Source organism: Allobosea sp. BE125, assembly GCF_031456075.1.
Taxonomy (GTDB): Bacteria; Pseudomonadota; Alphaproteobacteria; order Rhizobiales; family Beijerinckiaceae; genus Allobosea.
This window is the reverse complement of the sequence record NZ_JAVDTY010000012.1, coordinates 94,965-120,589: the sequence shown is the minus strand read 5'-3', so window position 1 is coordinate 120,589 and position 25,625 is coordinate 94,965. Positions and strand designations below refer to the sequence as shown.

20 protein-coding genes, 1 tRNA gene and 1 pseudogene are annotated in these 25,625 nt (G+C 66.1%); 5 read left to right on the top strand and 17 right to left on the bottom strand.

What is annotated here, in order from left to right:
* Nucleotides 1-31: 31 nt before the first annotated feature.
* From J2Y55_RS23860 to J2Y55_RS23850, 3 genes are all read right to left on the bottom strand, one after another.
* Complete coding sequence (locus tag J2Y55_RS23860) at nucleotides 32-721, bottom strand: GltB/FmdC/FwdC-like GXGXG domain-containing protein (protein ID WP_310158527.1); 690 nt, start codon at nucleotides 719-721, stop codon at nucleotides 32-34.
* Nucleotides 721-1,611: a class II glutamine amidotransferase gene (locus J2Y55_RS23855; RefSeq protein WP_310158526.1), complete on the bottom strand. Its 891-nt coding sequence runs from the start codon at nucleotides 1,609-1,611 to the stop codon at nucleotides 721-723. Before J2Y55_RS23855 ends, J2Y55_RS23860 begins: the two co-directional genes overlap by 1 nt.
* A gap of 76 nt (nucleotides 1,612-1,687) precedes the next feature.
* Complete coding sequence (locus J2Y55_RS23850) at nucleotides 1,688-2,341, bottom strand: helix-turn-helix domain-containing protein (protein WP_310158524.1); 654 nt, start codon at nucleotides 2,339-2,341, stop codon at nucleotides 1,688-1,690.
* A 188-nt stretch (nucleotides 2,342-2,529) separates the two neighbouring features.
* Here J2Y55_RS23850 and J2Y55_RS23845 point away from each other — a divergent pair, with 188 nt between their 5' ends.
* Complete coding sequence (locus J2Y55_RS23845) at nucleotides 2,530-3,096, top strand: helix-turn-helix domain-containing protein (RefSeq protein WP_310158522.1); 567 nt, start codon at nucleotides 2,530-2,532, stop codon at nucleotides 3,094-3,096.
* 32 nt (nucleotides 3,097-3,128) lie between these two features.
* Here the strand turns inward: J2Y55_RS23845 and J2Y55_RS23840 are convergent, their stop codons facing one another.
* Nucleotides 3,129-3,794 carry an SLBB domain-containing protein gene (locus J2Y55_RS23840; protein WP_310158680.1) on the bottom strand — a complete coding sequence of 222 codons (666 nt, stop codon included), beginning with the start codon at nucleotides 3,792-3,794 and terminating at the stop codon, nucleotides 3,129-3,131.
* Nucleotides 3,795-3,803: 9 nt separating this feature from the next.
* Nucleotides 3,804-4,304 (bottom strand): annotated as a pseudogene (locus tag J2Y55_RS23835) (polysaccharide biosynthesis/export family protein); the annotation flags it as partial.
* 693 nt (nucleotides 4,305-4,997) lie between these two features.
* On the opposite strand from J2Y55_RS23835, the gene J2Y55_RS23830 reads away from it, so the two are divergent.
* Nucleotides 4,998-6,425 (top strand): hypothetical protein, encoded by a 1,428-nt coding sequence (locus J2Y55_RS23830; RefSeq protein ID WP_310158521.1) that lies wholly within the window; start codon nucleotides 4,998-5,000, stop codon nucleotides 6,423-6,425.
* A gap of 208 nt (nucleotides 6,426-6,633) precedes the next feature.
* Nucleotides 6,634-7,137: a hypothetical protein gene (locus tag J2Y55_RS23825; RefSeq protein WP_310158519.1), complete on the top strand. Its 504-nt coding sequence runs from the start codon at nucleotides 6,634-6,636 to the stop codon at nucleotides 7,135-7,137.
* A gap of 83 nt (nucleotides 7,138-7,220) precedes the next feature.
* On the opposite strand, the gene J2Y55_RS23820 is transcribed toward J2Y55_RS23825, so the two are convergent.
* From J2Y55_RS23820 to J2Y55_RS23770, 11 genes are all read right to left on the bottom strand, one after another.
* Nucleotides 7,221-8,648: an AMP-binding protein gene (locus J2Y55_RS23820; protein WP_310158518.1), complete on the bottom strand. Its 1,428-nt coding sequence runs from the start codon at nucleotides 8,646-8,648 to the stop codon at nucleotides 7,221-7,223.
* 4 nt (nucleotides 8,649-8,652) lie between these two features.
* Complete coding sequence (locus J2Y55_RS23815) at nucleotides 8,653-9,504, bottom strand: hypothetical protein (protein ID WP_310158516.1); 852 nt, start codon at nucleotides 9,502-9,504, stop codon at nucleotides 8,653-8,655.
* The gene (locus J2Y55_RS23810) at nucleotides 9,501-10,814 is read right to left on the bottom strand and encodes a diacylglycerol/polyprenol kinase family protein (RefSeq protein WP_310158515.1); all 1,314 of its coding nucleotides are present in this window, start codon (nucleotides 10,812-10,814) and stop codon (nucleotides 9,501-9,503) included. The genes J2Y55_RS23815 and J2Y55_RS23810 overlap by 4 nt, the downstream gene beginning before the upstream one ends.
* Nucleotides 10,811-11,914: a BtaA family protein gene (locus J2Y55_RS23805; RefSeq protein WP_310158513.1), complete on the bottom strand. Its 1,104-nt coding sequence runs from the start codon at nucleotides 11,912-11,914 to the stop codon at nucleotides 10,811-10,813. The genes J2Y55_RS23810 and J2Y55_RS23805 overlap by 4 nt, the downstream gene beginning before the upstream one ends.
* On the bottom strand, nucleotides 11,907-14,375 hold the full coding sequence (locus tag J2Y55_RS23800) for a PEP/pyruvate-binding domain-containing protein (protein ID WP_310158512.1): 2,469 nt from the start codon (nucleotides 14,373-14,375) through the stop codon (nucleotides 11,907-11,909). Before J2Y55_RS23800 ends, J2Y55_RS23805 begins: the two co-directional genes overlap by 8 nt.
* Nucleotides 14,372-15,316, bottom strand: a complete 945-nt coding sequence (locus tag J2Y55_RS23795) for a UbiA family prenyltransferase (protein WP_310158511.1) — start codon at nucleotides 15,314-15,316, stop codon at nucleotides 14,372-14,374. Before J2Y55_RS23795 ends, J2Y55_RS23800 begins: the two co-directional genes overlap by 4 nt.
* Entirely contained in the window at nucleotides 15,313-16,593 is a 1,281-nt protein-coding gene (locus J2Y55_RS23790) for a hydroxymethylglutaryl-CoA reductase (RefSeq protein ID WP_310158510.1), read from the bottom strand. Before J2Y55_RS23790 ends, J2Y55_RS23795 begins: the two co-directional genes overlap by 4 nt.
* 354 nt (nucleotides 16,594-16,947) lie before the next feature.
* A tRNA-Thr gene (locus J2Y55_RS23785) sits at nucleotides 16,948-17,022 on the bottom strand.
* A 116-nt stretch (nucleotides 17,023-17,138) separates the two neighbouring features.
* Nucleotides 17,139-17,831: a ligase-associated DNA damage response endonuclease PdeM gene (pdeM, locus tag J2Y55_RS23780; RefSeq protein ID WP_310158508.1), complete on the bottom strand. Its 693-nt coding sequence runs from the start codon at nucleotides 17,829-17,831 to the stop codon at nucleotides 17,139-17,141.
* Between the two features lie 38 nt (nucleotides 17,832-17,869).
* Nucleotides 17,870-20,359 carry a ligase-associated DNA damage response DEXH box helicase gene (locus J2Y55_RS23775; RefSeq protein ID WP_310158506.1) on the bottom strand — a complete coding sequence of 830 codons (2,490 nt, stop codon included), beginning with the start codon at nucleotides 20,357-20,359 and terminating at the stop codon, nucleotides 17,870-17,872.
* A 561-nt stretch (nucleotides 20,360-20,920) separates the two neighbouring features.
* The gene (locus tag J2Y55_RS23770; protein WP_310158504.1) at nucleotides 20,921-21,880 is read right to left on the bottom strand and encodes a class I SAM-dependent DNA methyltransferase; all 960 of its coding nucleotides are present in this window, start codon (nucleotides 21,878-21,880) and stop codon (nucleotides 20,921-20,923) included.
* A 23-nt stretch (nucleotides 21,881-21,903) separates the two neighbouring features.
* Between J2Y55_RS23770 and J2Y55_RS23765 the strand changes: the two genes are divergently transcribed.
* A complete protein-coding gene (locus J2Y55_RS23765; RefSeq protein ID WP_310158503.1) occupies nucleotides 21,904-22,977 on the top strand; it encodes a ligase-associated DNA damage response exonuclease in 1,074 nt (357 codons plus the stop codon).
* A 7-nt stretch (nucleotides 22,978-22,984) separates the two neighbouring features.
* On the opposite strand, the gene J2Y55_RS23760 is transcribed toward J2Y55_RS23765, so the two are convergent.
* A complete protein-coding gene (locus tag J2Y55_RS23760; protein ID WP_310158500.1) occupies nucleotides 22,985-23,755 on the bottom strand; it encodes an SGNH/GDSL hydrolase family protein in 771 nt (256 codons plus the stop codon).
* A gap of 113 nt (nucleotides 23,756-23,868) precedes the next feature.
* On the opposite strand from J2Y55_RS23760, the gene J2Y55_RS23755 reads away from it, so the two are divergent.
* Complete coding sequence (locus J2Y55_RS23755; protein WP_310158499.1) at nucleotides 23,869-25,503, top strand: cisplatin damage response ATP-dependent DNA ligase; 1,635 nt, start codon at nucleotides 23,869-23,871, stop codon at nucleotides 25,501-25,503.
* Nucleotides 25,504-25,625 lie beyond the last annotated feature (122 nt).

The following is a 25,625-nucleotide window of genomic DNA, read 5'->3' as shown; positions in this document are numbered from 1 at the left end:
GGCTTGAGTGACGCGGTCATGGGGGGCTCGCTCAATACGCCGAGGCGTTGTCGACGTGGAAATGGTAGAGGGTGCGGGCGGAGCCGTAGAGCTTGAACTCGTCCGGCGAGACGTCGTCGCCGAGGCCCGCGCGCGCGATGACGCCGGCCAGCGCCGTGCGGTCGGCGGCCTCCATCGGCTTCTCCACGCAATCGGCACCGAGGCTCCTCACCGTGCCGCGCACGAAGAGCCTGGCCTCGTAGATGGAATCGCCCAGCGCCTCGCCGGCATCGCCGAGCACGACGAGGTTGCCCTCCTGCGCCATGAAGGCGCTCATTGGGCCGATCGAGCCCTTCACGACGATGTCGATGCCCTTCATCGAGATGCCGCAGCGGGCCGAGGCATCACCCTCGATGACGAGAAGGCCGCCCCGCCCGGTGGCGCCGGCCGCCTGGCTGGCGTCGCCCTTGATGCGGATTTCGCCCGACATCATGTTCTCGCCGACGCCGACCCCGGCATTGCCGGCGACCACGATCCTGGCTTCCTTGTTCATGCCGCCGCAATAATAGCCGACATGCCCCTCGATCTCGACGGTCACCGGCGCGTCGAGCCCAACCGCCAGAGCGTGTTTGCCGCCGGGATTCCTGATCGTCCAATGCGTCTCATTGGTGTTCTGGGGCAGCTTGTGCAGATCCGCGTTCAGCGAGCGCAGCGGAACCGTTGCGAGGTCGACGACAGGCATCAGGCGCGCTCCCAGGCGTAGACCTTGGCTGGTTCAGGCTCGAAGATATGGGCGCTTTCGATGCCGGGCAGGCCGGCAAGAGCCCGGTACTCCGAGCCGAATGCGACATAGTCCTTGGTCTCCGCCATCACCGCCGGCTTGCAGGAGACAGGGTCGCGCAGCACGGCAAAGCCGTTCTCGGTGCCGACCACGAAGGTGTAGAAACCGTCCAGCGCCTTAAGGCTGTCCTCCAGCGCCACGCGCAGCGACGCACCCTCGCGCATGCGCCAGGTCAGGTAGCCGGCGGCGACCTCGCTGTCGTTCTCGGTCTCGAAGGACAGGCCCTCGCGCGTCAGCTCGCGCCGCACCGAATTGTGGTTCGAGAGCGAGCCGTTATGCACGAGGCATTGGTCCCGCCCGGTCGAGAAGGGATGGGCGCCGTTCGTGGTCACGGCGGATTCAGTTGCCATGCGGGTATGGCCGATGCCGTGCGTGCCGGACATGCCGGAGAGGCCGAACTGCTCCGCGACCTGGATGGGAAGCCCGACCTCCTTGAAGATCTCCATGCGCTTGCCGGCCCCGACGACGCGCAGGCCTGCAGCAGTCGCGAAGGCACGCGCGCGCTCCTCGTCGGCGCGGCGGACCGAGACGATGAGATGGTTGGAGCGGATAGTAAGCTCCGCGGGATAGCCGAGATGGGCGTCGAGCTCGGCGGCGAGACGCTCCAAGGCGGCAGGGTCGGAATGGCTGAGCGTCAGCTTGACGAGGTCGGCCTTGTCCGCGCCGTAGATGGCGAAGCCCGCGCTGTCGGGCCCGCGATCGCTCATCGTCTCGAGCATGGCGGAGAGGAGCCGGCCTAGATCTTGCTCAAGCTCAGGCGCCTTGATGAATAAGCCGACGATCCCGCACATGTGACCCTCCCGTCATGGGCAGAGTCCTAGCATGGGTACTTATCCTGTCAAGAAACAAAAGTTCTTGTCAAGAAATCTAAGGCGCCTGGCGCGGATAGACGATGATCGACAGATAGGTCATCGGCAATTGCACGAACTCCTCCGGCCCATGCAGCGCCCCGGAGTCGAACAAGAGCGCGTCGCCCGGCTTCAAGCGATAGCGCCCCTCGGCATGCCGATAGACCACCTCGCCGCTGAGCATGTAGATGAACTCGACGCCGGCATGCTGGAAGCCGGTGAAGGGCGAGGCGTCCTCGCGCAGCGTGATGAGATAGGGTTCGACCACCACATCGCCGCCAAGCGCATGGCCCAGAAGCTCATAGACATGCCCGGCCTTGGTGCCGCGCCGCTCGATGTTGACGCCCTTGCCGGCCGGCACATAGGAGCAGTCGCTCTTCTCCTCGAAGGCGGCAAAGAGCGTGCTGATCGGCACGTTGACGCTGGCGGCGATGGCCGCGATCGTGTTGAGCGAGGGCGAGATCTGCCCGTTCTCGATCTTCGACAGCATGCCGGCCGAAATCCCGGCAGCCGTCGCGAGATCGGCGACCGACAAATCATGCGAGCGCCGGATCGCGCGGATCTGACGGCCGAGCGCGATCTCCAGTGTTTTGCGGGTCTCCCCCGGAGCTCCCGAGCCGGTCGAACTGTCCTGGACGCTCAACGACAGCACCATCCCTTGCCAACCGCGCATCGTCGCGCTCGCCTGCAGACAGCAGGATCGACCGGGGCGAGTCAACCGCCGTCGGCGCGAGGGAAATGTGCGGCAAGACCGGCTTTCGCCGATGGCGGAGTGTCGGGCGGGAGCGGCTTGCATCGGGGAGGGGATACCGACCGTCATCCGCTTTTGATTTTGCGGATCCGTCCACTATAGTATCACGCATGGCAAAATCTGACGGCATCGATCAGCGCATTGGCGCTCGCATTCGCATCGAGCGGGAGGGCAGGGGCTGGTCGCTGTCCGATCTTGCCGAAAAGGCGTCGGTATCCCGCGCCATGATCTTCAAGGTGGAGCGAGCGGAGAGCAGCCCGACGGCGACCTTGCTTGGCAAGCTCTCCGGAGCCTTCGGCCTGAGCATGTCGACGTTGATGGCGCGGGCGGAGATGCAGCAGGGGCGGCTCCTGCGCAAGGCCGATCAGCCGCTATGGGTCGATCCGCAGACCGGCTATGTGCGCCGCCATGTCTCGCCGCGCTCTGACCTGCCGCTCGACCTGGTGCGCATCGAATTGCCGGCCGGGAAGGAGGTGCCGATGCCCGCCTCGGCCTACGCCTTCATGCGCCAACTGATCTGGGTGCTGGATGGAGAGCTCGTCTTCGTGGAAGGGCAGACGCGGCACGAGATGAAGGAAGACGATTGCCTCGAGCTCGGCCCTCCCAGCGATTGCGTCTTCAAGAACGAGAGCGACCGGACCTGCGTCTATGCCGTCGCGGTGCTGAGTAATTCCTGAAGCCCTCGCACGGGCTTGGGACGGTCGAGCTGTTATCGGTATCCGGAGGCAATGCTGACGCCTTGCACCGCAGGCGACGCCAGGCTCTGGAAGATCGAGAACGCCTTCTGCACGTCCGTCAGCGGCGCATTCGAGACGTAGAGGATATCCCCGCGCTGCATGCGCAGCCCTTGCGCAACAAAGAGCCCGTTCGGGTCACGCAGGTTCACGCGATAGATGACCGGGACCTGCCGGCCATAGGCGAGGAGCGGACTATCCGGCTTGATGCGCCGAAGCGTCTCCGCCGATTCGAACCGGTACAGAAACACGCCTTCGGGATCGGCGCGGAAGTCGAGCAGGCCGCCGGCTTTAGCCAGCGCCTGGGCGAGGTTCATGGCGTCGGCCTCGAATGGGATCTCGGCGTTCCGGCCGGTCGCGCCCGCAGCGATGAAGGTCCTCGGGTTGCGCACCAGGGTCAGCGTATCGCCGCCGCGGAGATAGATGTTCTCGTTGGGATTGTTGACGATCGTGATCATCGGGACAGCGAGCGTCCGCGGGCCCCGCGTCAGGCGGACTTCCGTCTCGTTGACAGGGGCGCGAATGCCGCCGGCTGCGGCAATCACTTCGAGGACCCGGTCGCCTTTGTTGGACAGCGGAATGCGGCCACCTGATGCGACCTCGCCGGTGACGGCGACGGTGTTGCTGATCTGCTTGCTCATCGTGACCAGGATCTGCGGCTGGATCGCCTTGCCGGCGAGCCGCTCCTCGATCGTCTCCTGAACCTCCGCCGCAGTCTTGCCTGCCACTCTGACGCGGCCGGCATAGGGGACGGAGATGGTTCCGTCGCGGGCAACAGCCTGCTCCGGGATCGTTGCCGTACGCGACCCCGGCGTGAATCGGTCGGTCGACAGCGGCGCGGAGAACAGGCCGCCGGCGCCCGCCTCCCAGATCGTTACGGCGATGAAATCACCGATGCCGATTCGTGATTCCGCAATGACGCTGCGATCACGGAAGCTGCCGCTGAAACTGTCGATTGCGCGGGCATTCAATGTCGCGAGTGCAGCCGGCGCAGAATCGGCGACGACATGTGAACTGTCGGCGCCTCCAGCGTCCGAAACGCGCGAGAGACGGACTCTGGCTCCTTGCCCGAAAGCGGGCCTTGCCGCGGAGTATGTCGAAGTCGAAATCGACCTAGGGCGGACATTGAAGCACTGCCTGAAACCTGACACTCAGCACTGCAAGGCGGATTGGCAGCATTCGACCCAAGCGGGGCGCTGGGCAGATTAGGGAATAGGACGCTCGCAGCGGCAAATGCTGACGCCGACGCATCGCACGGAAGTAGACGTTGTCGGGTCGGGCGTGGGCGTCGATCCACGATTCTCGTACGTGCCAGAAGTCGAGCTATCTTTCCACAGGCGAACGATCGGAATATACCCAGTTTAACGCGAGAAACGCCCATCCATCGATTCCGTCTCAGCGGTTTTTGGAGGAGGTCATGAGGTCTGGTCGCAAGAATGTTCAGGAGACCTCGACTGCTAGCCCATTCGGCTTTCCGAGCGATACGGAAAATCAAGATCCCACTCTCTCGCGAGGTATTGGTCGGGATTTACGATAGGCGATTTGCGCTAGTAAATCTGATACTGGCGATTTTTCTGGTGATATCACCAGGCCCAATTATATTTTATTATGTATCTCTTTTTATAAGCAGCGGGGCTGCGTCGATTTATGAATCCGCTTACAAAAGCAGCTTGATCCATTTCCCAAGCTTGTCTACGTGGTTATACGGTAGCATAACTTACCAACTATTTATAATCAGTGTTTTAGTCGCTTTGATCGCTTCAATCCGGTCAAAAGCTAAAGACCTGTTTTTTACACTTATTTTTTCTCTAGTATTTATATTGGTTTGTGTGGATCTGTTGTTCTTGCTTGTCTTCGATCGAGCGAACGGCGATCGGGCCATCGGCATCGCCATGGCCGATTGCGCGGGAGGCTTCGTCGCAGCGGCCCTGATCGTATCGATCATGCTATTGGCGGATACGGTATACCGGCATCTGCCATTTCAAACTTGGAGGCGTTCCGCGGCGGCGACCTTGACGGTGGTGGTCTTCGGACTTGCAATCAATGTCTCGACCTACGTCCTGGTCGAGGCTCTCTATCGACCGACGCCTGTTAGGTTCGATGCCGTGGTCTCCAACCCGGCGGATGGGATGTTCGTCACGGCCAAGCCAACCGAAAGGCGGCCGCAGTCGGAATTTCGGATGATACCGGGTGAGGCCAGTCAGGCTTCCATCAATTGGCTCCACCCCAAGGGTAACCTGAGATCAGAATGGAAATCGCAACGGGCCGGCGCGTTCAGCGCTTCGGTCGAGTTCTACGATGGTTGCACGGCCGAAGAGGCGGTGGCCTACAAGGGCCGCAACACAGAGGGCTTTTCCCTCGGCCGGGTTTCTAAAGTCAATCTCGCCTTCGGCGAGGGCTATTCCAACCTCACCGTTCCGAGCCTTTCGACGTCATTCGGGCGTGCCGAATTGAAGGCTGATACGCCGATACTCTTCTATCTGTCCGGAGGTGACGACAGCGCGGCTTCCACTCGAAGAGTAACCCAGTTCGTCGGGGCCGAAACCAAACTCAACATCTCCCGAAAGGTGGCGGACCATGCCTACTATCTGTCCGCCATCTTGATCGATGGTTCGGAAGACCGGCCGAAGCTGTCGGGGCAACGGCTCCGGCTTAGCGTCGACGATAAGCCCTTGGATATCGATATCGCCGCGCCGACGAGGACCACCGAGACGAAGCGGTCGGCCTGCAGGCCGATCCCTATCCGACAACTGATGCGATCGGAAAAAAGGGTGCTCAGGAATCCACCCCTCGATCCGGGCGTTCTTCTTCGGTTGACGCGCAATCTCGTCTCTGGCGATGCAACGATCGGCGACGATATTTCGCTATCGGTCGATGGCGACGGCGGATGGATCCGCCTGTCCTATGGCGACGACAAAAGCTCGCGGATCGGTCGGGACGGCAAGTTGGAGGTCATTCAGCTCCGCGGAAACTTCGTTCGCTTCGAGGTCGACGGGGTGGCGCAGACCCCCAATCCGATCGATTCCTACGCTCTGATCGGCGATATCGATGGGAGCTTCCCGGGCGGCAACCAGGTGCGCTTCGTCGGAACGGCGAGCGCCTTCTGGAAAGATCAGGTCAGACAAAACCCGACGAGGTGGGAGCGTCTTGCTCTTGAGCTGAAGATCGCAATCCTGGGTGCACTGCTGTCCTTGCTCACGATCGTAAGTCGAGCGGTCTTGAAGGAGATCTGGGATGATCGCGACCTACTGATGCTTCGCCCGCCCCCGTGAACCGGCCGAGCGCGATGACCGTGCGCGATCGTCGAGAACAAGACGTTGCATGCTTCCTGCGGAAACCAATAGCCTGTTCAACTGCGTGCAAAGCCCGGTTGGAGTCCAATTCATGCTGTCTATCCAGACCGCCCGTGGCGTCTTTGTACGAAGGGCTCGCGTAACCATGTTAGGTAAGCGCGACCCCTTTCGTCGCTGAGGATCGAGAATGGATGTCGTGAAGAGTGGCTCGGGTGGGGACGAAGCGCATCGTGCGTCCGAGGGATCGATCCAGCCACCGGATAAGGCGCTCGATCACGCATGGCGGTATTTCGCTCTGCACGCGCAGCAGCGCATCTCAGTTTTCAACTATTTCATCGCGTTCTCAGGCATCATGGCGGCAGGCGTCGGCGCCACGATTAAGACTATGCCGTCCGCTGCCGCCGTGATCGCTCTCATCCTGGCGGCTTTGTCATTCGTCTTCTACAAGCTCGATGCGCGTGCTTCGGAGCTGGTGAAGATTTCGGAGAAGGCGTTGATCGATGGCGAGCGGCTGAGCATGCCGCCGTACGCGCAGGTGGTAGCCACCGAGGCTGGAAGCCGCGCGACTAACCTCCAGAACGACTCCTCGGCGACCTGGACCTTCGGACAGTGCTTCCGCTTCATTTTTGCCTTGGTCGGCATGACGGCCACGTTAGGTGGACTATTCTCGGTTCATTTGGCGTTGAAATGATGCAGATTGCCCTGACCGCGCCGCTGCGGGCTCAGGGTCTTCGGCGATTTCAAAGGGCCGGTGCTGCGGAGGGATCGATGTGGCTATTTTGCCCGACCCTGCAATGTGGCACGAAGGGCGACGTAGTCGACCTTCGACCTGTGACGCCTGTCGAGAGGGATCTCCTCCATCCCGACCACATGGACGTCCCCGATCTGGGCAGCGGCTCGCGTCCAGCTCGGCATCTTGTCCTGATCGCCCTCGACTGCGAGCTGCGCCTGCCCGCCGATCTCCACCAGCGCACTGCGGCGCACGCCCGGCCAGAAGCGGGACGCCGCCTCGATGCCGAAGGGAAGAAGCTGCCCGGCCCGGCCGTCGAGTCGGCCACCGAGCCAAAGGCGGCCCTCTGCGTCCAGATGGCCGGAATCGCCGGTCCGATGCCAGATCTGGCCGGCGCGCTTCAGCTTGGTCGAGGCGTCGTCGGCAGGGTCGAGATACCCCTTGTTGACGTGATCGCCGGTGACGACGATCTCATCGTCCAGGATCGCGATCTGGATGGCGTCGACGGTGTGTCCCGCGAGCAGGCCGGCGCCTGATTTCATCGCGCTCCAATCGTTGGGACCGATATCACGGTGGTGCAGATGGGCGATCGGTTCGGCCTCGGTCGAGCCGTAGACCGCCACGATCCCGGCCCCGGGAATTTTTGCCGAGAGGCGCTCCAGGAGGTCTGGAAACACCGGTCCACCCCCTGTGAAGATCGCGTCCAGCCTCAGCGGCGCCTCGGTGCGCGCCAGCGTCTCGCAGATCGACGGCGGCAGCAGGGCGCGCGTCACCCGCTGGGCCGAGATCTGCCTCGCGATAGAGCCGGCCTCAGTGCGGTCCTGGCGGCGCAGGTCCCAGCTCGGCAGCACCGAGGTCACGCCCAGGCCGAGATTGGCGACGACGAAGACCGGGAAGGCGACGAGGTCGGTCTCGTCCTCACGCTTTGGCGCCAGCAGATCGGCGAGCACGGCGCTCTGCGCCGCAAGGAAGCCATGGCTGCGCTGGATCGCCTTGGGGCGCCCGGTCGAACCGCTGGTGAACGAGATCAGCGCGGGATGTTCGGGCGTGAGCATCTCGAGCGGTTCGCCCGGAACGCTTGCATCGTCGGGCGTCAGCATGAGCCTGATCGGCCAGAGTTCCGGCACGAGATAGCGCAGCGCGCGAAACCAGCCGGCGCTCAGATAGGCTTTTGGGGCGGCTGCGCGCGCGGCGTGACGCAGGCCCGCAAGGCCAAGCGCGGGCTCCGGCAGCACTGCGACCGCGCCGATCCGCCAGAGCGCGGCCAGGCCGGCATAAAGCGAAGGCCCGAGCGGCATGGCGATCAGGACGCGGTCACCCCTGCCGATGCCGGCGCGGCGCCAGGCCGAGGCCAGGGCCGACGATGCCGTGATGAGGTCGGCGAAACTGACCCGGTCGCCGCTTCCCGCCACGATCGCGGTGCGGTCGCCGTGCCGCTCGGCATTCCGCAGGAAAGGGTCGAGCAGGTTCATGCGCTCAGGCGTCCAACAGGCGGCCGAGCAGGGCGTAGCGGCGGAAGACCGTTCCTGAGTGCCGAGCGCTGCGCTCCAGCGAGATATTGTCGACATGCATCAGCGCATGGATGGCGTGCGTGAAGCCAGCCGCGCGCGCCGTGCGGTGGAAATGGTCGGCCAGGTGATGGCCGACGCCGCGCTGGGCGCTGGCATAGGTCTTCAGGATGACGGCCCGAGGCGTTGCGCCCTCGAGCCGGTCGGGCATGCCGAACAGGAAGCCGATCAATGCGCCCGCTTCGTTGCGTGCGAACAGCACGAAGCGCGGATCGACCAGCGGCATGACAGGTTCATAGAGCTTGAGGAACCCCTGCTCGTCGAGCGGCTTGAAGAACGCGTTGTTGCGGAAGGCCGCGGCCGACATGGCGTAAAGCTGGCGGACGAGCCCGGCAGCGTCGCTGCCGTCCCAAGCCTTGACGGAAACACCTGCGATCGAAACCACCTCGGGGCAGATCGCTGCATCGAGCGTCGTGCGCGTCGAGACATAGCTCGACAGCTGGGCGAAGCCGGCAGTCGTGAAGGCCTCGGCGTCGAAGGCGCCGCTCACCGGCTCCATCAGGAAGGGCGGCGAGCCGTCGCTCTCCGTCACCAGCCGGTAGCTGTGCCAGGTGTCGCCATCCATGGGACCGATCAGCGCCTCAAAGCCCTCAGTCGCCAGATCGGCCGCGGCACGGGCGAGCAGATCGCGGCCCGCCGTGGCGCTGTCACAGCGGAAACGTCCGATGCTGGCGGTGCGGCGCCCCTCCCAGGATGGCGCGTCCCGGAAGATCAGGCAGGAGGCGCCCTCGATCGCGCATTCCACGGGGATTTCCGTCATAGCGTCGGCGTCCTCATCGCAAGCTTGGCCAGGAACAGGGTCAGCGGCACGGCGAGCGAGAGCGCCATCACGCGTGCGGCGCGGTAGCGGTCGAACCAGGCCGGTATGGTCGCGATTGTGATGAAGCACAGCGCCATCGACCCCAGTGCCCAGGGCCAGAGCGGGCCGTGCCATTGGCTGTGGGCGGGGTTGGCCGCGGCGACGAGGAACAGGATCGCGCCGATCACCGGGACGCCGATCGCGGTCAGCAGCATCAGCCGGCGCGGCAGCAGCGCCAAGAACCCGATCGCCGCGCCCGCGAAGCCGAGATTATAGGCGTTGAGCGCGTTCTGGCCGGTATAATCGCCCAGGAACAGCCAGAACAGCGCCGTGCCGCTCATCGCGGCGATGAGGTCGAGGTCGGGATAGGGCGATCGGCATGGCCGCGCATTGCGGGCGAGGATATGCGTGAAGACGGTTGCGACGGGCAGGATCGCGTTGTGCGGCGCCGTCACGGAGCAGATCAGGAAGACCAGCACCGCATAGGCCCGCGCGGCGTGGTTGGTCAGGCCGAGCAGCGGCGCGAAGGCCAGCATGAAGACAAGCGTGGCGAGGAAGGCGACGACGAGCAGGCCCAGCGCCAGCGGCTCGGTGCTAAGATTATTGGCGAGCAGGAGATGGATGCCGATCGGCACGAAGAGATTGTCGAAACCGCGCCAGGAATCGGCCTCCACCAGCGCCCCAAAAGCCGCGATCATGACCGAGAACAGCACGACCTTGGATCGGTCCATCTCCGTCATCAGCAGGAGCAGGATCAGCGCCAGGATCCAGGTGACCAGGAAGAACATGGTGACGCCCTCCCAGGTCTTGGTGCCGGCCTCGACCTGGAAATGCTTGCGGCCATAGCGCGTGCCGGTGAGCGCGGCGGCCGCATCCGAAAGCGTCAGCACGAGGATTGGCAGCGCGTAGAGCACCGGCTGTCCCTGCGAGGCGAAGAACAGGAAGCCGACGCTGAGCGCCAGGAACAGCTCGCCATAGGATTTCCGGGCGACGCCATGGACGGCCGAGCTGATGCCGTCGCCGGCGAAGCGGCGCAGGCGCAAGCCGAGCAGGACGATGAGCGACAGGCTGATCAGCAGGACGGCCGGCCAACGTTCGGAGAAGGTGAGCGGCAGGGTCAGCGCATAGAGCCCGGTGCCGATATGCACGCATTTGCGCTGCAGCTCGACCGAAAGGCCATGGCGGCGGCCGAGCCATTTCGTCCCTGCCAGGAGGCCAAGCATGGCGGAGATCGAGCCCACGACCAGCAGCAGGTTCACCGCCACGCTCACGCCCGGACCTCCTCGACGACGAAGTCGGAGTAGAAGAACGCCTTGTCGGCCGCCTTGCCCGGCGCCTCGAGATCCGGCCGAGGCAGCATGCGGCCGGCATGGGCCGGCGGCAGGCGGCGCGGCGCCATCATGTTCCAGTAGACCAGCCTTGCGCCTGGATGGGCAGCAGTGACGACGCTGCCGTAGACGGCCTCAAAAACCTGCGGGTTCATGTATTCGAAAATATCCGAGAGGTTGAAGCCGTCGGCCTTTTCGCCGGTCGAGACGAAGGCCTCGAGCGAGCCCTGGCGGATGTCGAGCCGGTCGAGCCGGCCGCGGATCGTCTCGTAATGCTCCGCGCGCCAGGCCATCGGCAGCGCCTCGCCATGGCTGCCGGTCAGGATCCAGCGCAGATAGGGGTTCAGGGCCGGGTCGAGATCGACGGCGGCGTGGCGGATGCGGCGGGCGACATGGTCGGCGACGCTGCCCTCGACATGGTCGAAGAAGGCGGGGTCGCGGCCGAGACGCCCCATGGTGAAGCGCGAGAAGAAGAAGCGCAGCAGCAGGTTCCAGCGCCAGCTGTTCCAGCGCGTATCGAGGAAAAGCTCGCGCTCCCGCCGGCTCTTGCCCGGCTGGAAGATCGCCGCGATCGTCTCGCGGGAATGGACGAGCGGCAACAGGTAACGCTGCATCACCCGGAAATAGCGCTCGAACTTGCCGATGCCGCCGAGCCCATGGGCGATGATGTCATCCCGCCTTGCAGCCCAGAAGGCGCGCTCGGCTTCCGGCAGGTCTTGCGTGATGCGGTCCAGCAGGGTGCCGCGCCGCTCGCTCGGGCGGGAGCCCATCAGTTCCAGAAACGCGGCATGATCCAGCCAGCGATAGGCCGCGATGCGGATGCGCAGGCAGGCAATCTGTGCCGGCGACAGGTCGACGACCACGACGCGCTTGGGGTCGAGCGTCAGCATGGCGAGCGCATTGTCGCCCGCCGAGCAGATCGAGACCAGCGTGGCGCCGGGGGCTGTGCCGAGCGCGGCGGTCAGCACATCGGCATCCTCCCAGAGCTGGGCATAGCGGATCGCCTCGAAGGAGGCTTTGCCGGCGATTTCGCTCTCAGCCATCGACCTTCCCCACTTCGCCCGAAGCGCCATCGACGCTGATCATCTCGCCATCGACGATCCAGTCGAGCGCGCCCTTGAGCCCGACCACGCAGGGGATGCCCATCTCGCGCGCCACGATCGCCGAATGCGACAGCAGGCTGCCGCGCTCGACGACGATGGCCGAGGCATTGCTGAACACCGCGATCCAGCCGGGGTCGGTGTGCCGCGCCACCAGAATCTCGCCCTGGACCAGCGCCTCCCGGCGCGGGTCGCGGATCAGCCTTGCCCTGGCGCGCACCGTGCCGGCCGAACAGCCCGTGCCCTTGCGAACGGTCTCCGATGCATCGGTGAGTATCGCCTCCAAAACGGCCACGCTATCCGATCTGAGGCCGGCGGCGCCCGTCACGGTGACACGCTCCGGCGGATCGCGTCGCTCAGTCGCCCGCGCCATCTCGGCCTTGCGGATGGTGACGAGACCCTTGAGGTCGGCTGTCGTGCCGAAGCCTTCGATTGCGCCGAGCAGTTCGGGCACGGTCAGCAGGAAGACGTCGCGCGGAGCATCGATCGCATCGAGAGCGGCGAGCTGTTGCCCCATGGCAACCAGCACGCGCCTGGCGTGGCCGAAGATGCGGGTGCGCTCGAAGCGCAGGTTTTCGCGGTCGCGGACCCGGTCGCGGGCCCAGCCCAGCATCAGGCGCGCGATCCGGCGCCGGATCGGATGATCCTTCAGGATGCGGTCCAGCGCCGCCATCCCATCGCTGCTCTGGACATGGGCTGCGCGCGGCGTCAGGGCGGCGGCGGCGATTGCGGCGAGCAGCGGCGCGGGGTCCTGGTCGAGAGTGATGCTCTCCAGCTTCAGCTCCTCCGTGCAACGATCGGAGAATTTGGCGAGATAGGCGTCGATCTCGCGCCCTAGCGCAGCGTCGGCCTTGGCGGCCGCCAGATCTCCACGCTGCAGGGCCGCGATCAGCTGTGGCTTGCCTGCGGCCAGCGCACCCATCGTCGCGATGCGCCGGGCCGGTTCAGCCGAGACGATGTCGCCCTGTCCGATCATGACCGCGTTGTGGATCTCGACGCCATCGGCCCCGCACCAGCGCTCGAGCAGTTTTCGCGAGGCGCCGAAGGCGATCATGCAGAGGAAGTCGTTGACCAGCGGCGCGTCCCAGCGGTCGAGCAGCCGGGCCTCGATCGTGCGATATTCTGTCGCCAGCGCCGAGAGCGGCATGGCGGCGATGGCGTCGGGTTTGACCCGCAGCGCGCCGTTGAGCCTGGTATAGAAGCCCCGGATCGTCCGTTTCAGCCGCAGCGCCTCGACGACGAGGCCCAAGCCGGCGCGGCCCATCCGGGCGTATTCGAGCGCCCTGGCGAAGCCGCGCACTGGTCCCGGTCCGATGCTGGCGCTGATCGCGGCCGGCAACGGCTCGCTGACGCCCATCATCGTTTCCATATGGGCGCGGTTGAGGCTGAAGCCCGGCAGCAAGGCCAACGCGCGATACCAGTTGACGAGGTTGTAATAGACCCGCCCGTCGACGCGTCCGAGCATGTTGTCGAAGATCGGCGCGCTCTCGGCTATGCGGACAGGCGCGACGCCGAGCAGCGCGACGAAGCGGCGGTAGACGCGGGCATAGGCGTATTGCGCGAAGCTGTAGGTCAAGGGCGAGACGAGGCCGGGATAGCTCTCGACGATGTTCGAATTGTCGAAGATCGTCACAGTTGGGTCCGGCCAGGCCGGGTCACGCAGCTGGGTCGTGATCGGGCGCGCCTGCAGCAGGAAGAGCCGGTCGCCCTCAAACGCCCATTCGATGTCCTGGGCCGAGCCTCTCGCGGCGGCGACCCGTGCGATCAGCCCGGCGAGGGCGGCGATGTCCGTGGTGCCGAGCACGCCGTCCGGAGGCCCCTCCAGCATCGTGCCCGTCGCGGCATCGATCACATAGTCGTCGCCATCCACCTCGCCGCCGACGAGCTTGTCGCCGAGGCCGGCAATGGCGGAGATGACGAAGCGATCGCGCCGACCGCCGACCGGGTCGGCCGAGAAGGCGACGCCGGCCGCGCGTGCCTTGACCAGGCGCTGCACTATGGTGGCGGGCGCTCCGCCCTCCGGATCGAGGCCGCGCGAGGCGCGATAGGCTTTCAGGCTGTCAGTGCTGCCCGAGCGCCAGACCTTCAGCGCCGCAGTTGCCACTTCGGGCTCGGCCATGTCGAGCAGGGAGAGGAACTGCCCGGCATGGGAATGGCTCGCACCATCCTCCTCGCGTCCCGACGAGCGAACGGCGAACGGGCCGGGCCCAAGACCCGGCAATGCGGCCTGGAGGCTCCTGCGTGTCTCCGCCTTGAGGCCGCGCGCGGACACGCCCTCGGGCAGGATGACCAGGAAGGGCGGAACATCGAAACCCGCCTGCGTCAGCGCCGAAAGCGCCGCGGCCTTGCCGCCGGCCACAGCCGGATCGCCTGCTTCATGCGCTTGAAGGATGAAACCGCTCACAGCGTGCCTCCGGCCAGCAGCGGCGCGAAGCCCGCCGCGCCATAGCAGACCAAGACCCAAAGGCCCGCCATCGCATCCACCGTCTTCTGTGTGCCGCCAACGGGGTTGCGGGCATAGCGAAGGGCGCAGGCCAGCGTCGCCGCTAGTGCGACCGTCCCGATGATGGCGACCGGCAAGAAGGCCTGGACCGCATGGCCGACGCCGAGCAGGAGCCCATAGGCCAGGAGAGCGCAGGCGCTCCAGGCCAGAGCGGCGCGGCCGGGCCCCAGCAGAGCGGAATAGGTCTCGACGCCCGGTCGCTCATTCTCACGACCATAGAGCTTGCGGCCGATCTCCAGGACGCAGCCATTGACGAAGCTGAGCGCCAGGAAAAGCCAGAGCCCCGGCGGCGGCGCACCTGCACGTGGCAGCCATTCGCAGGCGGTCACGAACAGGTCGATCAGCGGCATGATCGCCATATGCGAGACGAGATAGAGGAAGGGCCGTGCCTTCAGCCAGGCTGGCGCGAAGAACTCGAAACTCATCAGGGCAAGCCAGGCCCAGACCAGAGCCAGCGGCCAGATCAGCGCTGGCGCGAACAGCACCGTCACCAACGCCGCGACGGGGACACCGGCGATGCCGAGATTGACGATCAGGCGCAAGCTGAGGAGGCCGCGCGGCACCGGGCGTTCCGGCCTGAAGCGTTGGTCATCCTCGGCATCCTTGACCTCGTCGCAGGCGCGCAGCTGGAAGAAGACGATCAGCGTCACCAGAAAGGCCGTCGCGAAGGCAGGCCACGCGGGCAACGTGCGACCGCCGAGATGGGCGGAGACGCTGATGCTCGCCGCGGTGAAGACCACGAGCAGGATCGACGTCTTCGCCAGCGGGAAGCGTTCGGCCTGGTAGATCCAGAGCCGGTGCAGCAAGGGCAGTGCCTGCTCGCTCGATAGGCCGGCGCTCATCTGCGCCTCGCAAGCTTGTCATGGGCGGACGCGAAATGCCCGGCAGTGATCGCGCCCATGATCGAGATCTCCCCGCACAGGCATAAAGCCGCTGCGACCTCCGCCAGCGCGGCGCCATGGCCGGTGCCCTTCAACCCCAATAGCGAGAGCGCCGCCGACTGGCTCGGCAAGCCTGTACCGCCGCCGACCGAACCGACCAGGATGTTGGGCAGCGTCACGGAGATGAAGAGATCTGCGCCGCGCCGCTCCATCCGGGTGAAGCCGACCGCCGATTCGGAGACGCATGCGGCGTCCTGCCCCGTCGCGATGTAGAAGGCTGCCAGCCCGTTGGCATAGTGCCCCTGCGCGCCGAGCTGCCCGCTGAGCAGGGCGCCGAGATTGGCCATCTCGCCATAAGCCATCATCCGGTCGACGCTGACATGCAGGTGCTTCTCGACGAGCGGGCCTGGAATGATGACGCTGGCGCTGACCTTCCGGCCGCGGCCGGTGAGCAGGCCGAGATAGGAGGCCTTCTTGTCACCGGAGAAATTAGCCTCGATGAACCAGTGCAAGGGCTTGATAGGGCAGGTTTCCTCGATCCGGCGGCAGAGCGCGTCGGTCGCGATCGTCACCATGTTCTGGCCTGCGGCATCGCCGGTGGTGTAGCGGCAGAGCAGGAAGACGATGTCGTTGTCGATCATCGGCTCGAGCGAGATGAGCTTGCCGTGACGCGTCGTCGCCTCTGCCGCCGCCTGGAGATCGTCGACATTGCGCGTCACCCAGTCCACGAACAGGCCGGCATCGACGAGACCGGCGAATTTGAAGCCGGGGCTGCGCAGGACGCCCTCGTTCAGCAGAGCCGTCGTCACGCCGCCTGACTTTGTCGCGACCGCCGCGCCGCGCGCATAGGACGCAACCAGCGCCGCTTCCGTGGTGGCCAGCGGCAAATAGTAGGCGCCATTGGCGTTGAGGCCGTTGATCACGAGCGGACCGATGACACCGACGGGCAGCTTCAACGTCCCGATCATCGCCTCGATATTCGCGCTGTAAGCCGCGGCGTCAGAGAGCGTCTGCGTGTCCGCCAGAACGGGCTCAGTGGCTTCGGTCGCGACACCGGCCGCCTGCAGTTGCCGCCAGAGCGAGGCGATGCTGGCAGCATCCGTCTCGCGCGAGGAGCGCAGGGAGCGCTGGGGTGTCAGCTCGGCCCTATGGCTCATCCGGCTGCGCGCCTGCTCGGCCGTATAGGAGGCGCGCAGACGGTCGAGCAGACGTAAGACCGAAGATGGGATGATCGACATGCCTGCAGCCTGGCTGGAGATGTATTCTTGTCGGCCATAGCGCGCAGCTTGTAAATTTCTGCCGTGTCGCTGCGGCAGGATGACGGCATGCTGAAGACTTCCTCAACCGCAAGCGCGCATCGCGACGCATGGCGGTATCGGCCATAAGCTACCGATCTCATTGCAGACCCCCAGTGGCGCTCCCAGCCGGCCACAGTGACAAAGGCCGGAAAATTCCAACCTCCGGCGGCCCCGAAATGCGGAGCAGATCTAGCCGACGATGCAGGAGGTCGAAGCCGGGCCGCTCAAATGGGAGCAGGCCAATGGACAGAAAGCCCGTGGCGTCAAGGAGGCCGCGATTTCAAGGGGATTTGCTGGTGCTGCGAGAGAGGATTGAACTCTCGACCTCTCCATTACCAATGGAGTGCTCTACCACTGAGCTACCGCAGCAGGATCGATGGGCCTTGAAGCGTCTGGCATGTCGCGAGAAGCGATTGCCAGAGCGGGCGTCGTTCCGAAGCGGCGTCCTGATGCCACAAGCTCCCGGCCTATGCAACCCGGGAAGCTCAATCAGCTAACAGCAACCGCTCATCAATGCGGAAGAGCCGGCCGTCGCCGAGCAGATGGGCGCTCAGGCCCTCCTGGAAAAGCGGGCGGAAGGCGGCGTCGCGCAGGTTCAGGCCGCCGGCATAGGCGCCCATCGCCGGCATGATGCAGCGGCGCGGTGACAAGGCGAAGCAGCGCCGCCGCAAGGCGCGCCCGCGCATCCTGACTTTCGCCGCGGGGTGGAGATGGCCGGCGATCTCGAAACCGGCCTCGCCGGCTTCGGGCTCGTGGCGCAGGGCGACGCCGGCGATCTCGATGCCGGCCGCCGTCTCGCCGCCCATGGCGGGGCCGATCTCGCGATCATGGTTGCCGGTGATCCAGAGCCAGTCGCGGCCCTGCTGGAGCTGGCGCAATGTCGCGAGGTTGGCGGGCGCGATGCGGCTTTCGGCGTGGATATCGTGAAAGCTGTCGCCGAGCGCGATCACGCGGGCAGGCGCGTGCTGCAGGATCGCGGCCGCGAGCGCAGCCAGCGTCGCAGCCGAATCATAGGGCGGCAGGAAGACGCCGCGCGCCGCATAGGCCGAGCCCTTCTCCAGATGCAGATCGGCGACGACGAGGGTGCGCTCGTCGGGGAGCCAGAGCGCGCCCGACAGATCGGGCACGAGCGCCAATCGCCCCAGCATGAAGGCCGCGGTCGATCCTTGCGTCGGCATTGTCCCGGATCGTGCCAGCCAAGATCCTGCCACCAAGGTCACGCCATCGCCTCCTCGATCAGCATCGCTTCGGCTTCCGCCAATATCTCGTCGGCCGCCTCGCCATAGACCGCCTCGCGCCCGATCTCGAGCATCACGGAGACTGAGAGCGGCGAAACATGGTCCAGCGGCTGATGCACGATATGGCCGCTGATTCGTGTCAGCATCTGACCAAGCCGCTGGATGTCGAGCAAGCCCGTGGCGGCGTCGGCGCGTGCGGCCTTGAGCAGCACATGCTCGGGCTCGTGCCGGCGCAGCACATCATAGACCAGGTCGGTCGACATCGTGACTTGGCGGCCGCTCTTTTCCTGGCCGGGAAAGCGCCGCTCGATCAGGCCCGCAATGACGGCGCAGCTGCGGAAGGTGCGTTTCATCAAGGCCGATTCGGCCAGCCACGCCTCCAGATCGTCGCCGAGCATGTCCTGCGCGAAGAGCTCGTCGAGGCTCAAGGCGCCGCGCGCGATCGCGGCCGTCATGTCGCCGAGCCCCCAGACCGCGATGCCATAATCATTGCAGACGAAGCCGAGCGGCCGCATCCGCGCCCGCTCCAGCCGCCGCGTCAACAGCATGCCGAGCGTCTGATGGGCGAGGCGGCCCTCGAAGGGGTAGGCGACGAGGTAGAACTTGCCGCCGCGCGGAAAGGTCTCGACCAGGAGTTCGCCGGGCTTGGGCAGGCGCGATTTCAAGCGCTGCGCATGCAGCCAGGACGAGACCTCCTCGGGCAGGGAGGCCCATTCCTTGGGGTTCGCCAGCATGGCGCGGACCCGGGCGGCCAGAAAGGTCGAGAGCGGGAATTTGCCGCCATTATAGGAGGGGATCTTCGGGTCGGTGCCGGGCGGGGCGCGCGAGCAGATCGCCTCATTGCCGCTGATGCCCTCGAAGCGCAGCACCTCGCCGGCGAAGACGAAGGTGTCGCCAGGCGTCATCGTCTCCGCGAAATACTCCTCGATTTCGCCCAGCATCCGGCCGCCGCTGGTGATCCGGGAGGGCTGGCCTGGCTTGCCCGCCCGCGCCCGCCCGAGCCGGACCTTGAGCATGGTCGATTCGACGATGGTGCCGACATTCATGCGGTATTGCTGGATCACGCGGGCATCGGTCGCGCGCCAAAGCCCGGCCTTGTCCTGCCGCAGCTTGGCGAAGCGCTCATAGGAGCGCAGCGCATAGCCGCCGGTCGCGACGAAGTTCACCACCGCGTCGAAGTCCGCCCGCGTCAGCCCGGCATAGGGCGAGGCGGTGCGGACCTCCTCATAGAGCGCCCCGGCCTCGAAGCCGTCGGAGCAGGCGACGCCGAGCACATGCTGGGCCAGCACATCGAGCGCCCCGATGCGCGGCTCGGCCGTGTCCTGCGCAGCCTCCGCCACGGCGTCGAGCGCGGCCTTGCATTCCAGCAGCTCGAAGCGGTTGGAGGGCACCAGCAGGGCCTGCGAGGGCTCGTCCATGCGGTGGTTGGAACGGCCGATGCGCTGCATCAACCGGCTCGCCCCCTTGGGCGCGCCGATATTGACGACGAGATCGACATCGCCCCAGTCGATGCCGAGATCGAGCGTCGCGGTGCAGACCACGGCCTTGAGCCGGCCCGCCGCCATCGCCGCCTCGACCTTGCGGCGCTGCGCGACATCGAGCGAGCCGTGATGCAGCGCGATCGGCAGGTTGTCGTCATTGATGTTCCACAGCGCCTGGAAGGCGAATTCCGCCTGCATGCGCGTGTTGACGAAGACCAGGGTCAACTTGTGCCGGCCGATCGCCTTGTAGATCTCGCCCATGGCGTGGCCGGTGGTGTGGCCCGCCAGCGGCAAGCGGCTTGCGGTCTGCAGGATGCCGATGCGCGCCTTCGCTCCGCCGGTGACGGTGACGAGGCCTGCCGGGGTCTGCGTCCCCCCGAGGAAACGCTGCAGGTCGGCGGGCTCGCGCACCGTGGCGGAGAGGCCCACAGCGCTGACCTGCGGTGCGAGCGTCCGCAGCCGGGCAAGGTCGAGCGAAAGCAGGTCGCCGCGCTTCGAGGTGACGAGCGCGTGCAGTTCGTCGAGCACGATGCGGCGCAAGCTTGCGAAGAAGGGTTTTGCGTCGCGATGCGAGACCAGCAGCGCCAATTGCTCGGGCGTCGTCAGCAGGATGTCGGGCGGCCGCTCCATCTGGCGCGTGCGCTTGGCAGCCGAGGTGTCGCCGGTGCGGGTCTCGACCTTGATGGGCAGGCCCATCTCCGCGATCGGCATCTCGAGATTGCGGGCGATATCGACGGCGAGCGCCTTCAGCGGCGAGATGTAGAGCGTATGCAAGCCCTCGCGCTCGCCGCCCCGCTCGGTGAGCTCGACCAGCGAGGGCAGGAAGCCGGCGAGTGTCTTGCCGGCGCCGGTCGGCGCGACGAGCAGGGTCGAGCGCCCGGCGCGGGCCTCCTCCAGCAGGGCAAGCTGATGCGGCCGCGCATGCCAGCCGCGGCTGGCGAACCAGGCGGAGAAGGCGGGCGGGAGCGGGGAGGGGGCGGCGGGCATGCCTGCCAGAGATAAGGCGCGGCGGAGGAGAACGAAAGGGGAATGGCGTAGCCGCCGTCATTCTCGGGCCGCGCGAAGCGTGGGGATGCTGGGGTCTTCGCCTACGACTGTTCGGTTGTGGGTTGGGCCCCTGGGCGGATCAGGCACGGCTCTCCCCTTGCGGGCGAAGGTGACGCGAAGCGCCGGATGAAGGGTGCGGGGGACCCTTCTCCCGCATCGAAGTCGGGTCTACCCGACTTCGACACTCTGAGTGCTGAACTCGGGCAAGCCCGAGTTCAGTGAGAAGGGCAGGGATGAGGGCCTGCCGCTAATTATTGAGGCGCGACCGCGCCGCAGCGCCGGCTTCATCCTGAAAGCGCAGGAGACGATGCGGAGCCGCTTGCGCGATCTGGTGGTCTGGCCTGCCCTCACCCCTGCCCCTCTCCCACTCGGGAGAGGGGTTCCCCACGCCTGTCTCATTCGCGACCGCCCGCTGGAAACCCTTCAATGAACGGTGCTTTTCGATCGGGCACCCGCGGCGAACCGGACAGCAGTGGGGCCTCGCCCGAGCATGACGCGCTGCTAGCCCCGCTGCGCCACCACGATCAACCCGGGCACGGCCACGCCGCGATCCTGCCTTGTGCTCGCGGCTTCGACCAGAAGCGGCGTCAGTCTCGCCTCAGCCAGTCTGTCGCGCAGCCAGCCTTCCGCATGGGCGAAGCGCCGGTCGGCTCCGACGATCACGCCTTCGCCACCATGGCTCTGCACGGTGAAGGCCAATAAGCCGCCGGGGTTCAGCACGCGTGCGCTTTGCGCGAAGACGGCCGCGAGTTCGCCGAGATAGACGAAGACATCAGCCGCGACGACGAGGTCGGCCGAGGCGTCGGGCCGGCTGGTGAGGAAGCTGGTCAGGCCGGCGACCGCGAGCTTGTCGTAGAGCGGCGTGCCGTCGCCCTGCAGCTTTACCCGCGCCCGCTCGATCATGCGCGGCGAGAGATCGCAGCCGGCGAGGAAACCGGTCTCCGCCCGGATCGCCTCGCCCATCAGCCCGGTGCCGCAGCCGAGATCGTAGACGGTCTCGAAGCGGAAGGGTTTGCCGGTCTCCTGACAGACGCGGGCGAGCGCCTGCTGCAGAAGGGCAGGAGCGTTGTAGCGGAGGGTCTCGACCAGATGGCTGTCGAAGCGCTCGGCATAGCCGTCGAACAGCACGCCGGAGAAATTCTCCGAGGTCGCCTCCTCGGCCGACAGGGCGCCGATGCGGGCGAGGTCGAGCCGCGCGCCGAAATGGTCGTTGGGGTCGAGCGTCAGGCATTGCCGCCAGGCGGTGGCGGCCTCCTCATTGCGGCCGAGCGCCTCCTGCGCCAGCCCGTAGAGATGCCAGGCGGCGGTGAAATGGTAGGCTTGCGCCAGGGTTTGGTCGAGGATCTCGACGCAGGCCGCAGCATCGCCCTCCTTGAGCGCGGCCTCCGCCCAGGCATAGCGGCGGTCGAGGTTCAAATCGCCCGAACCGGCGGAATGCGTGGCGGAACCCTTTTCGATCATGCGCGTCGGTCTATCTGAGGAGAATGACACTGGCCAGACAGCGCTCCCAGAACCTGCGCCCTTCGGAGTTGCTGATCCCGACGCCGGCCGGGCTCTATTGCCCGCTGGCCGACATTCATATCGATCCCGTGCGCCCCGTGGCGCGGGCGCTGATCACGCATGGCCATTCCGACCATGCGCGCGCCGGCCATGGCGCGGTGCTGGCGACGCGCGAGACGCTCGCCATCATGGCGCTGCGCTATGGCGAGGGGTTTGCGGGCGAGCGGCAGGAGGCCGTTCCCGGTGTGGTGACGCGGATCGGCGCGGTCGATTTCCGCTTCGTGCCGGCCGGGCACGTGCTGGGCTCGGCCCAGATCGTGGTCGAGGCCAAGGGCCTGCGCATCGTCGTCTCCGGCGACTACAAGCGCGAGCGTGACCCGACCTGCGCCGGTTTCGAGCCGGTGCCATGCGATATCTTCATCACCGAGGCGACCTTCGGCCTGCCGGTGTTCCGGCATCCGCCGGCGCATCTGGAGGTCGCGAAACTGCTGGAATCCGTCCGGCTCTTTCCGGAGCGCACGCATATCGTCGGAGCTTACTCGCTGGGGAAGGCGCAGCGCGTCATGGCGCTGATCCGCGAGGCCGGGTTTGATCGCCCGATCTACGTCCATGGCGCGATGGACAAGCTCACCGATTTCTACATCTCTGAGGGCGCGCAGCTGGGCGATATCCGCAAGGTGATCGCAGCCGAGCGCAAAAGCCTGGGCGGCGAGATCGTGATCTGCCCGCCGAGCGCGATCCAGGATCTCTGGGCCCGCAAATTCCCCGATCCCGTCACCGCCTTCGCCTCGGGCTGGATGCGGATCCGGGCGCGCGCTCGGCAAAGGGGCGTCGAACTGCCGCTGATCATCTCCGACCATGCCGATTGGGACGCTCTCCAGGCGACGATCCGCGAGGTCCAGGCCGGCGAAATCTGGGTCACGCATGGCGAGGCCGAGGCGCTAGTGCATTGGTGCGGCACGGTTGGCCTCAAGGCCAAGCCGCTGCACCTGGTCGGCTATGGCGACGAAGGCGAGGCCGAGCCGGCCGGGGAGGCGGACAATGCCGTCGCCGGCTGAAACGATGTTATCGGGTCTGCGCCATCACGGCGCGCGAGGGCGCGGTCATGCCGACGAGCGCGGTCGCCATGTCGCGGGCGAGGCAGTCATAGCCGGCATCGCTCATATGGAAGCCGTCGGAGGACAGCGCGCTCGTGAAGGCCTGGGCGTCGTTGCGATACCATTCCCGCATGGCGTCGTAGCGGGTGAACACCGGCACGTTCTGGCCGCGCGCCGTGTTGGCGATGGCCGTGACGAAATCGCGATAGCGTTCAGGCTCGCGGACGCCGGGGAAGAATTGCGGATCAAGGATGGCAAGGCTCACCCCCGCCTGCTTCACCATGGCGATGCCGTCGCCGACCATGGTCTTGAAGGCGCCGAGATCGCCGCCATTGACGGCGTCGTTGGTGCCGACCTGCCAGATCACCAGGTCGTAACGGCGTGCACCGAGCGCGGTCTTCAGGCGGGTGAGCGTCTGCGGAGCGGTCTCGCCGCCGATGCCGGCATTGACGATCTCGATCGGGAGGTTGGGCCAGGCCTTGCCGAGCAGCGCCCTGAGCCGGGCCGGATAGGTCTTGTCCTTGGCGGAGGCGCCGATGCCCTCGGTCGAGGAGGAGCCGATCGCCAGGATCGTCAGCGAAGGACCCTGCGCGACCCGCGCGGAGAGAGCCGAGAGAGAGGCGACAGGCTGCACGATCGGCGTTTCGCGGCAGGAGAAGGTGCCCGCCTGTGCGGTGGCCCCGGCCAACATCGTCGCTGCGAAGAGATTCAAGGCAAGGAACCGCATCGCGGCGCGCATCGGCAACATCCCCCCAAACATGCCTTCGTCGGTAAGGTCTCCTTCATGAATGGTGGCTGAACGATGCAACGCAACATGTGGACACATGCCGACTGTGGCAGGAGTGCGACGCGATGAACCGCTTCGCCTGGCTGCTCGACCGCCTGGCCTATGAGCCGCGCCGCAATGCCAAGCTCGCCCTGATCGCCGATTACCTGCGCACGACGCCCGATCCCGATCGCGGCCTGGCGCTCGCGGCGATGACGGGCGGGCTGGTCTTCCGCAACGCCAAGGCGGGCCTGATTCGCGCGCTGATTGCCGAGCGGGCCGATCCGGTTTTGTTTGCGCTGTCCTATGACTATGTCGGCGATCTCTCGGAGACGGTCGCATTGATGTGGCCGGCCAGGCACGGCGCCAATGATGTGCCGCATCTGCCTGATGTCGTCGCCGGCCTGCGCAATGCCGGCAAGACCGATCTTCCTCGTCTTGTAGCGGGCTGGCTCGACGCGCTCGACGAGACCGGGCGCTGGGCCTTGCTCAAGCTCATCACCGGCGCGCTGCGCATCGGCGTCTCCTCGCGCCTGGCCAAGACGGCCGCCGCCAGCCTCGGTGGCGTGGCGCCCGACGAGGTCGAGCAGGTCTGGCATGGGCTGGAGCCGCCCTATACCGCGCTTTTCGCTTGGCTGGAGGGCAGGGCGCCGCGACCAGAGGCGAGTGATCCCGCGCCGTTTCGCCCGGTCATGCTCTCGCACCCGGTCGAGGACGGCGATTTCGACAAGCTCGACCCGGCCGATTTCAGCGCCGAATGGAAATGGGACGGCATCCGCGTCCAGGCCGTCAGCGGCACAAGGCCGGACGGCTCGCGCCTGACGCGGCTCTATTCGCGCACAGGCGAGGACATTGCCGGCGCCTTTCCCGACCTTGTCGAGGCGCTGACGCGCGACGGGGCGCTCGATGGCGAGTTGCTGGTGATGCGCGACAACGCCGTGCAGAGCTTCAACACCTTGCAGCAGCGCCTGAACCGCAAGACGGTAACAGTGAAGATGCTGGCGGAATTCCCCGCTCATATCCGCGTCTACGACCTGCTGGTCGATGGCGATGAGGATATTCGCGAGCTGCCGCTGATCGAGCGTCGCGCCCGGCTGGAGGCTTTCCTCGGCAAGCTCGGCAGCGAGCGCTTCGATCTCTCGCGGGTCATTCCTTTCGAGAGCTGGGACGACCTTGCCGCCGCGCGCGCCGACCCTACTGCTGCCGGGGCGGGGGCTGATGCGGAAGCCGTCGAAGGCTGCATGATCAAGCGCAGCGATTCGCCCTATCTGCCCGGCCGGCCCAAGGGCTATTGGTGGAAATGGAAGCGTGAGGCGCGGCTGGTCGATTGCGTGCTGATGTATGCCCAGCGCGGCCATGGCAAGCGCTCCTCGTTTTATTCCGACTACACCTTCGGCGTCTGGCGCGAGAGCCCGGAGGGGCAGGAGCTGGTGCCGGTCGGCAAGGCCTATTTCGGCTTCACCGATGAGGAGTTGGTCGAGATCGACCGCTATGTGCGCAAGAACACGCTGAACCGCTTCGGCCCTGTGCGGGAGGTTAGGCATGACGCCGCAAGCGGCCTCGTCTTCGAGGTCGCCTTTGAGGGCTTGCAGCGCTCGACCCGGCATAAATCCGGGCTCGCCATGCGTTTTCCCCGCATCAACCGCATCCGCTGGGACAAACCGCCTGGAGAGGCTGACCGGATCGAGGCGCTGGAACGGCTCCTGCCGGCGGAGGGATGAGCCGAGCCCGGCAGGAACTACGCCGAAAGGCCGTCTCCTGATTGCATTGCAACATGCGCCGATCTGGTTCAGAGCCTTCATGATCGCGCGCCGGCCTTGCGATAGCGGCAGGCCGGTGTGCT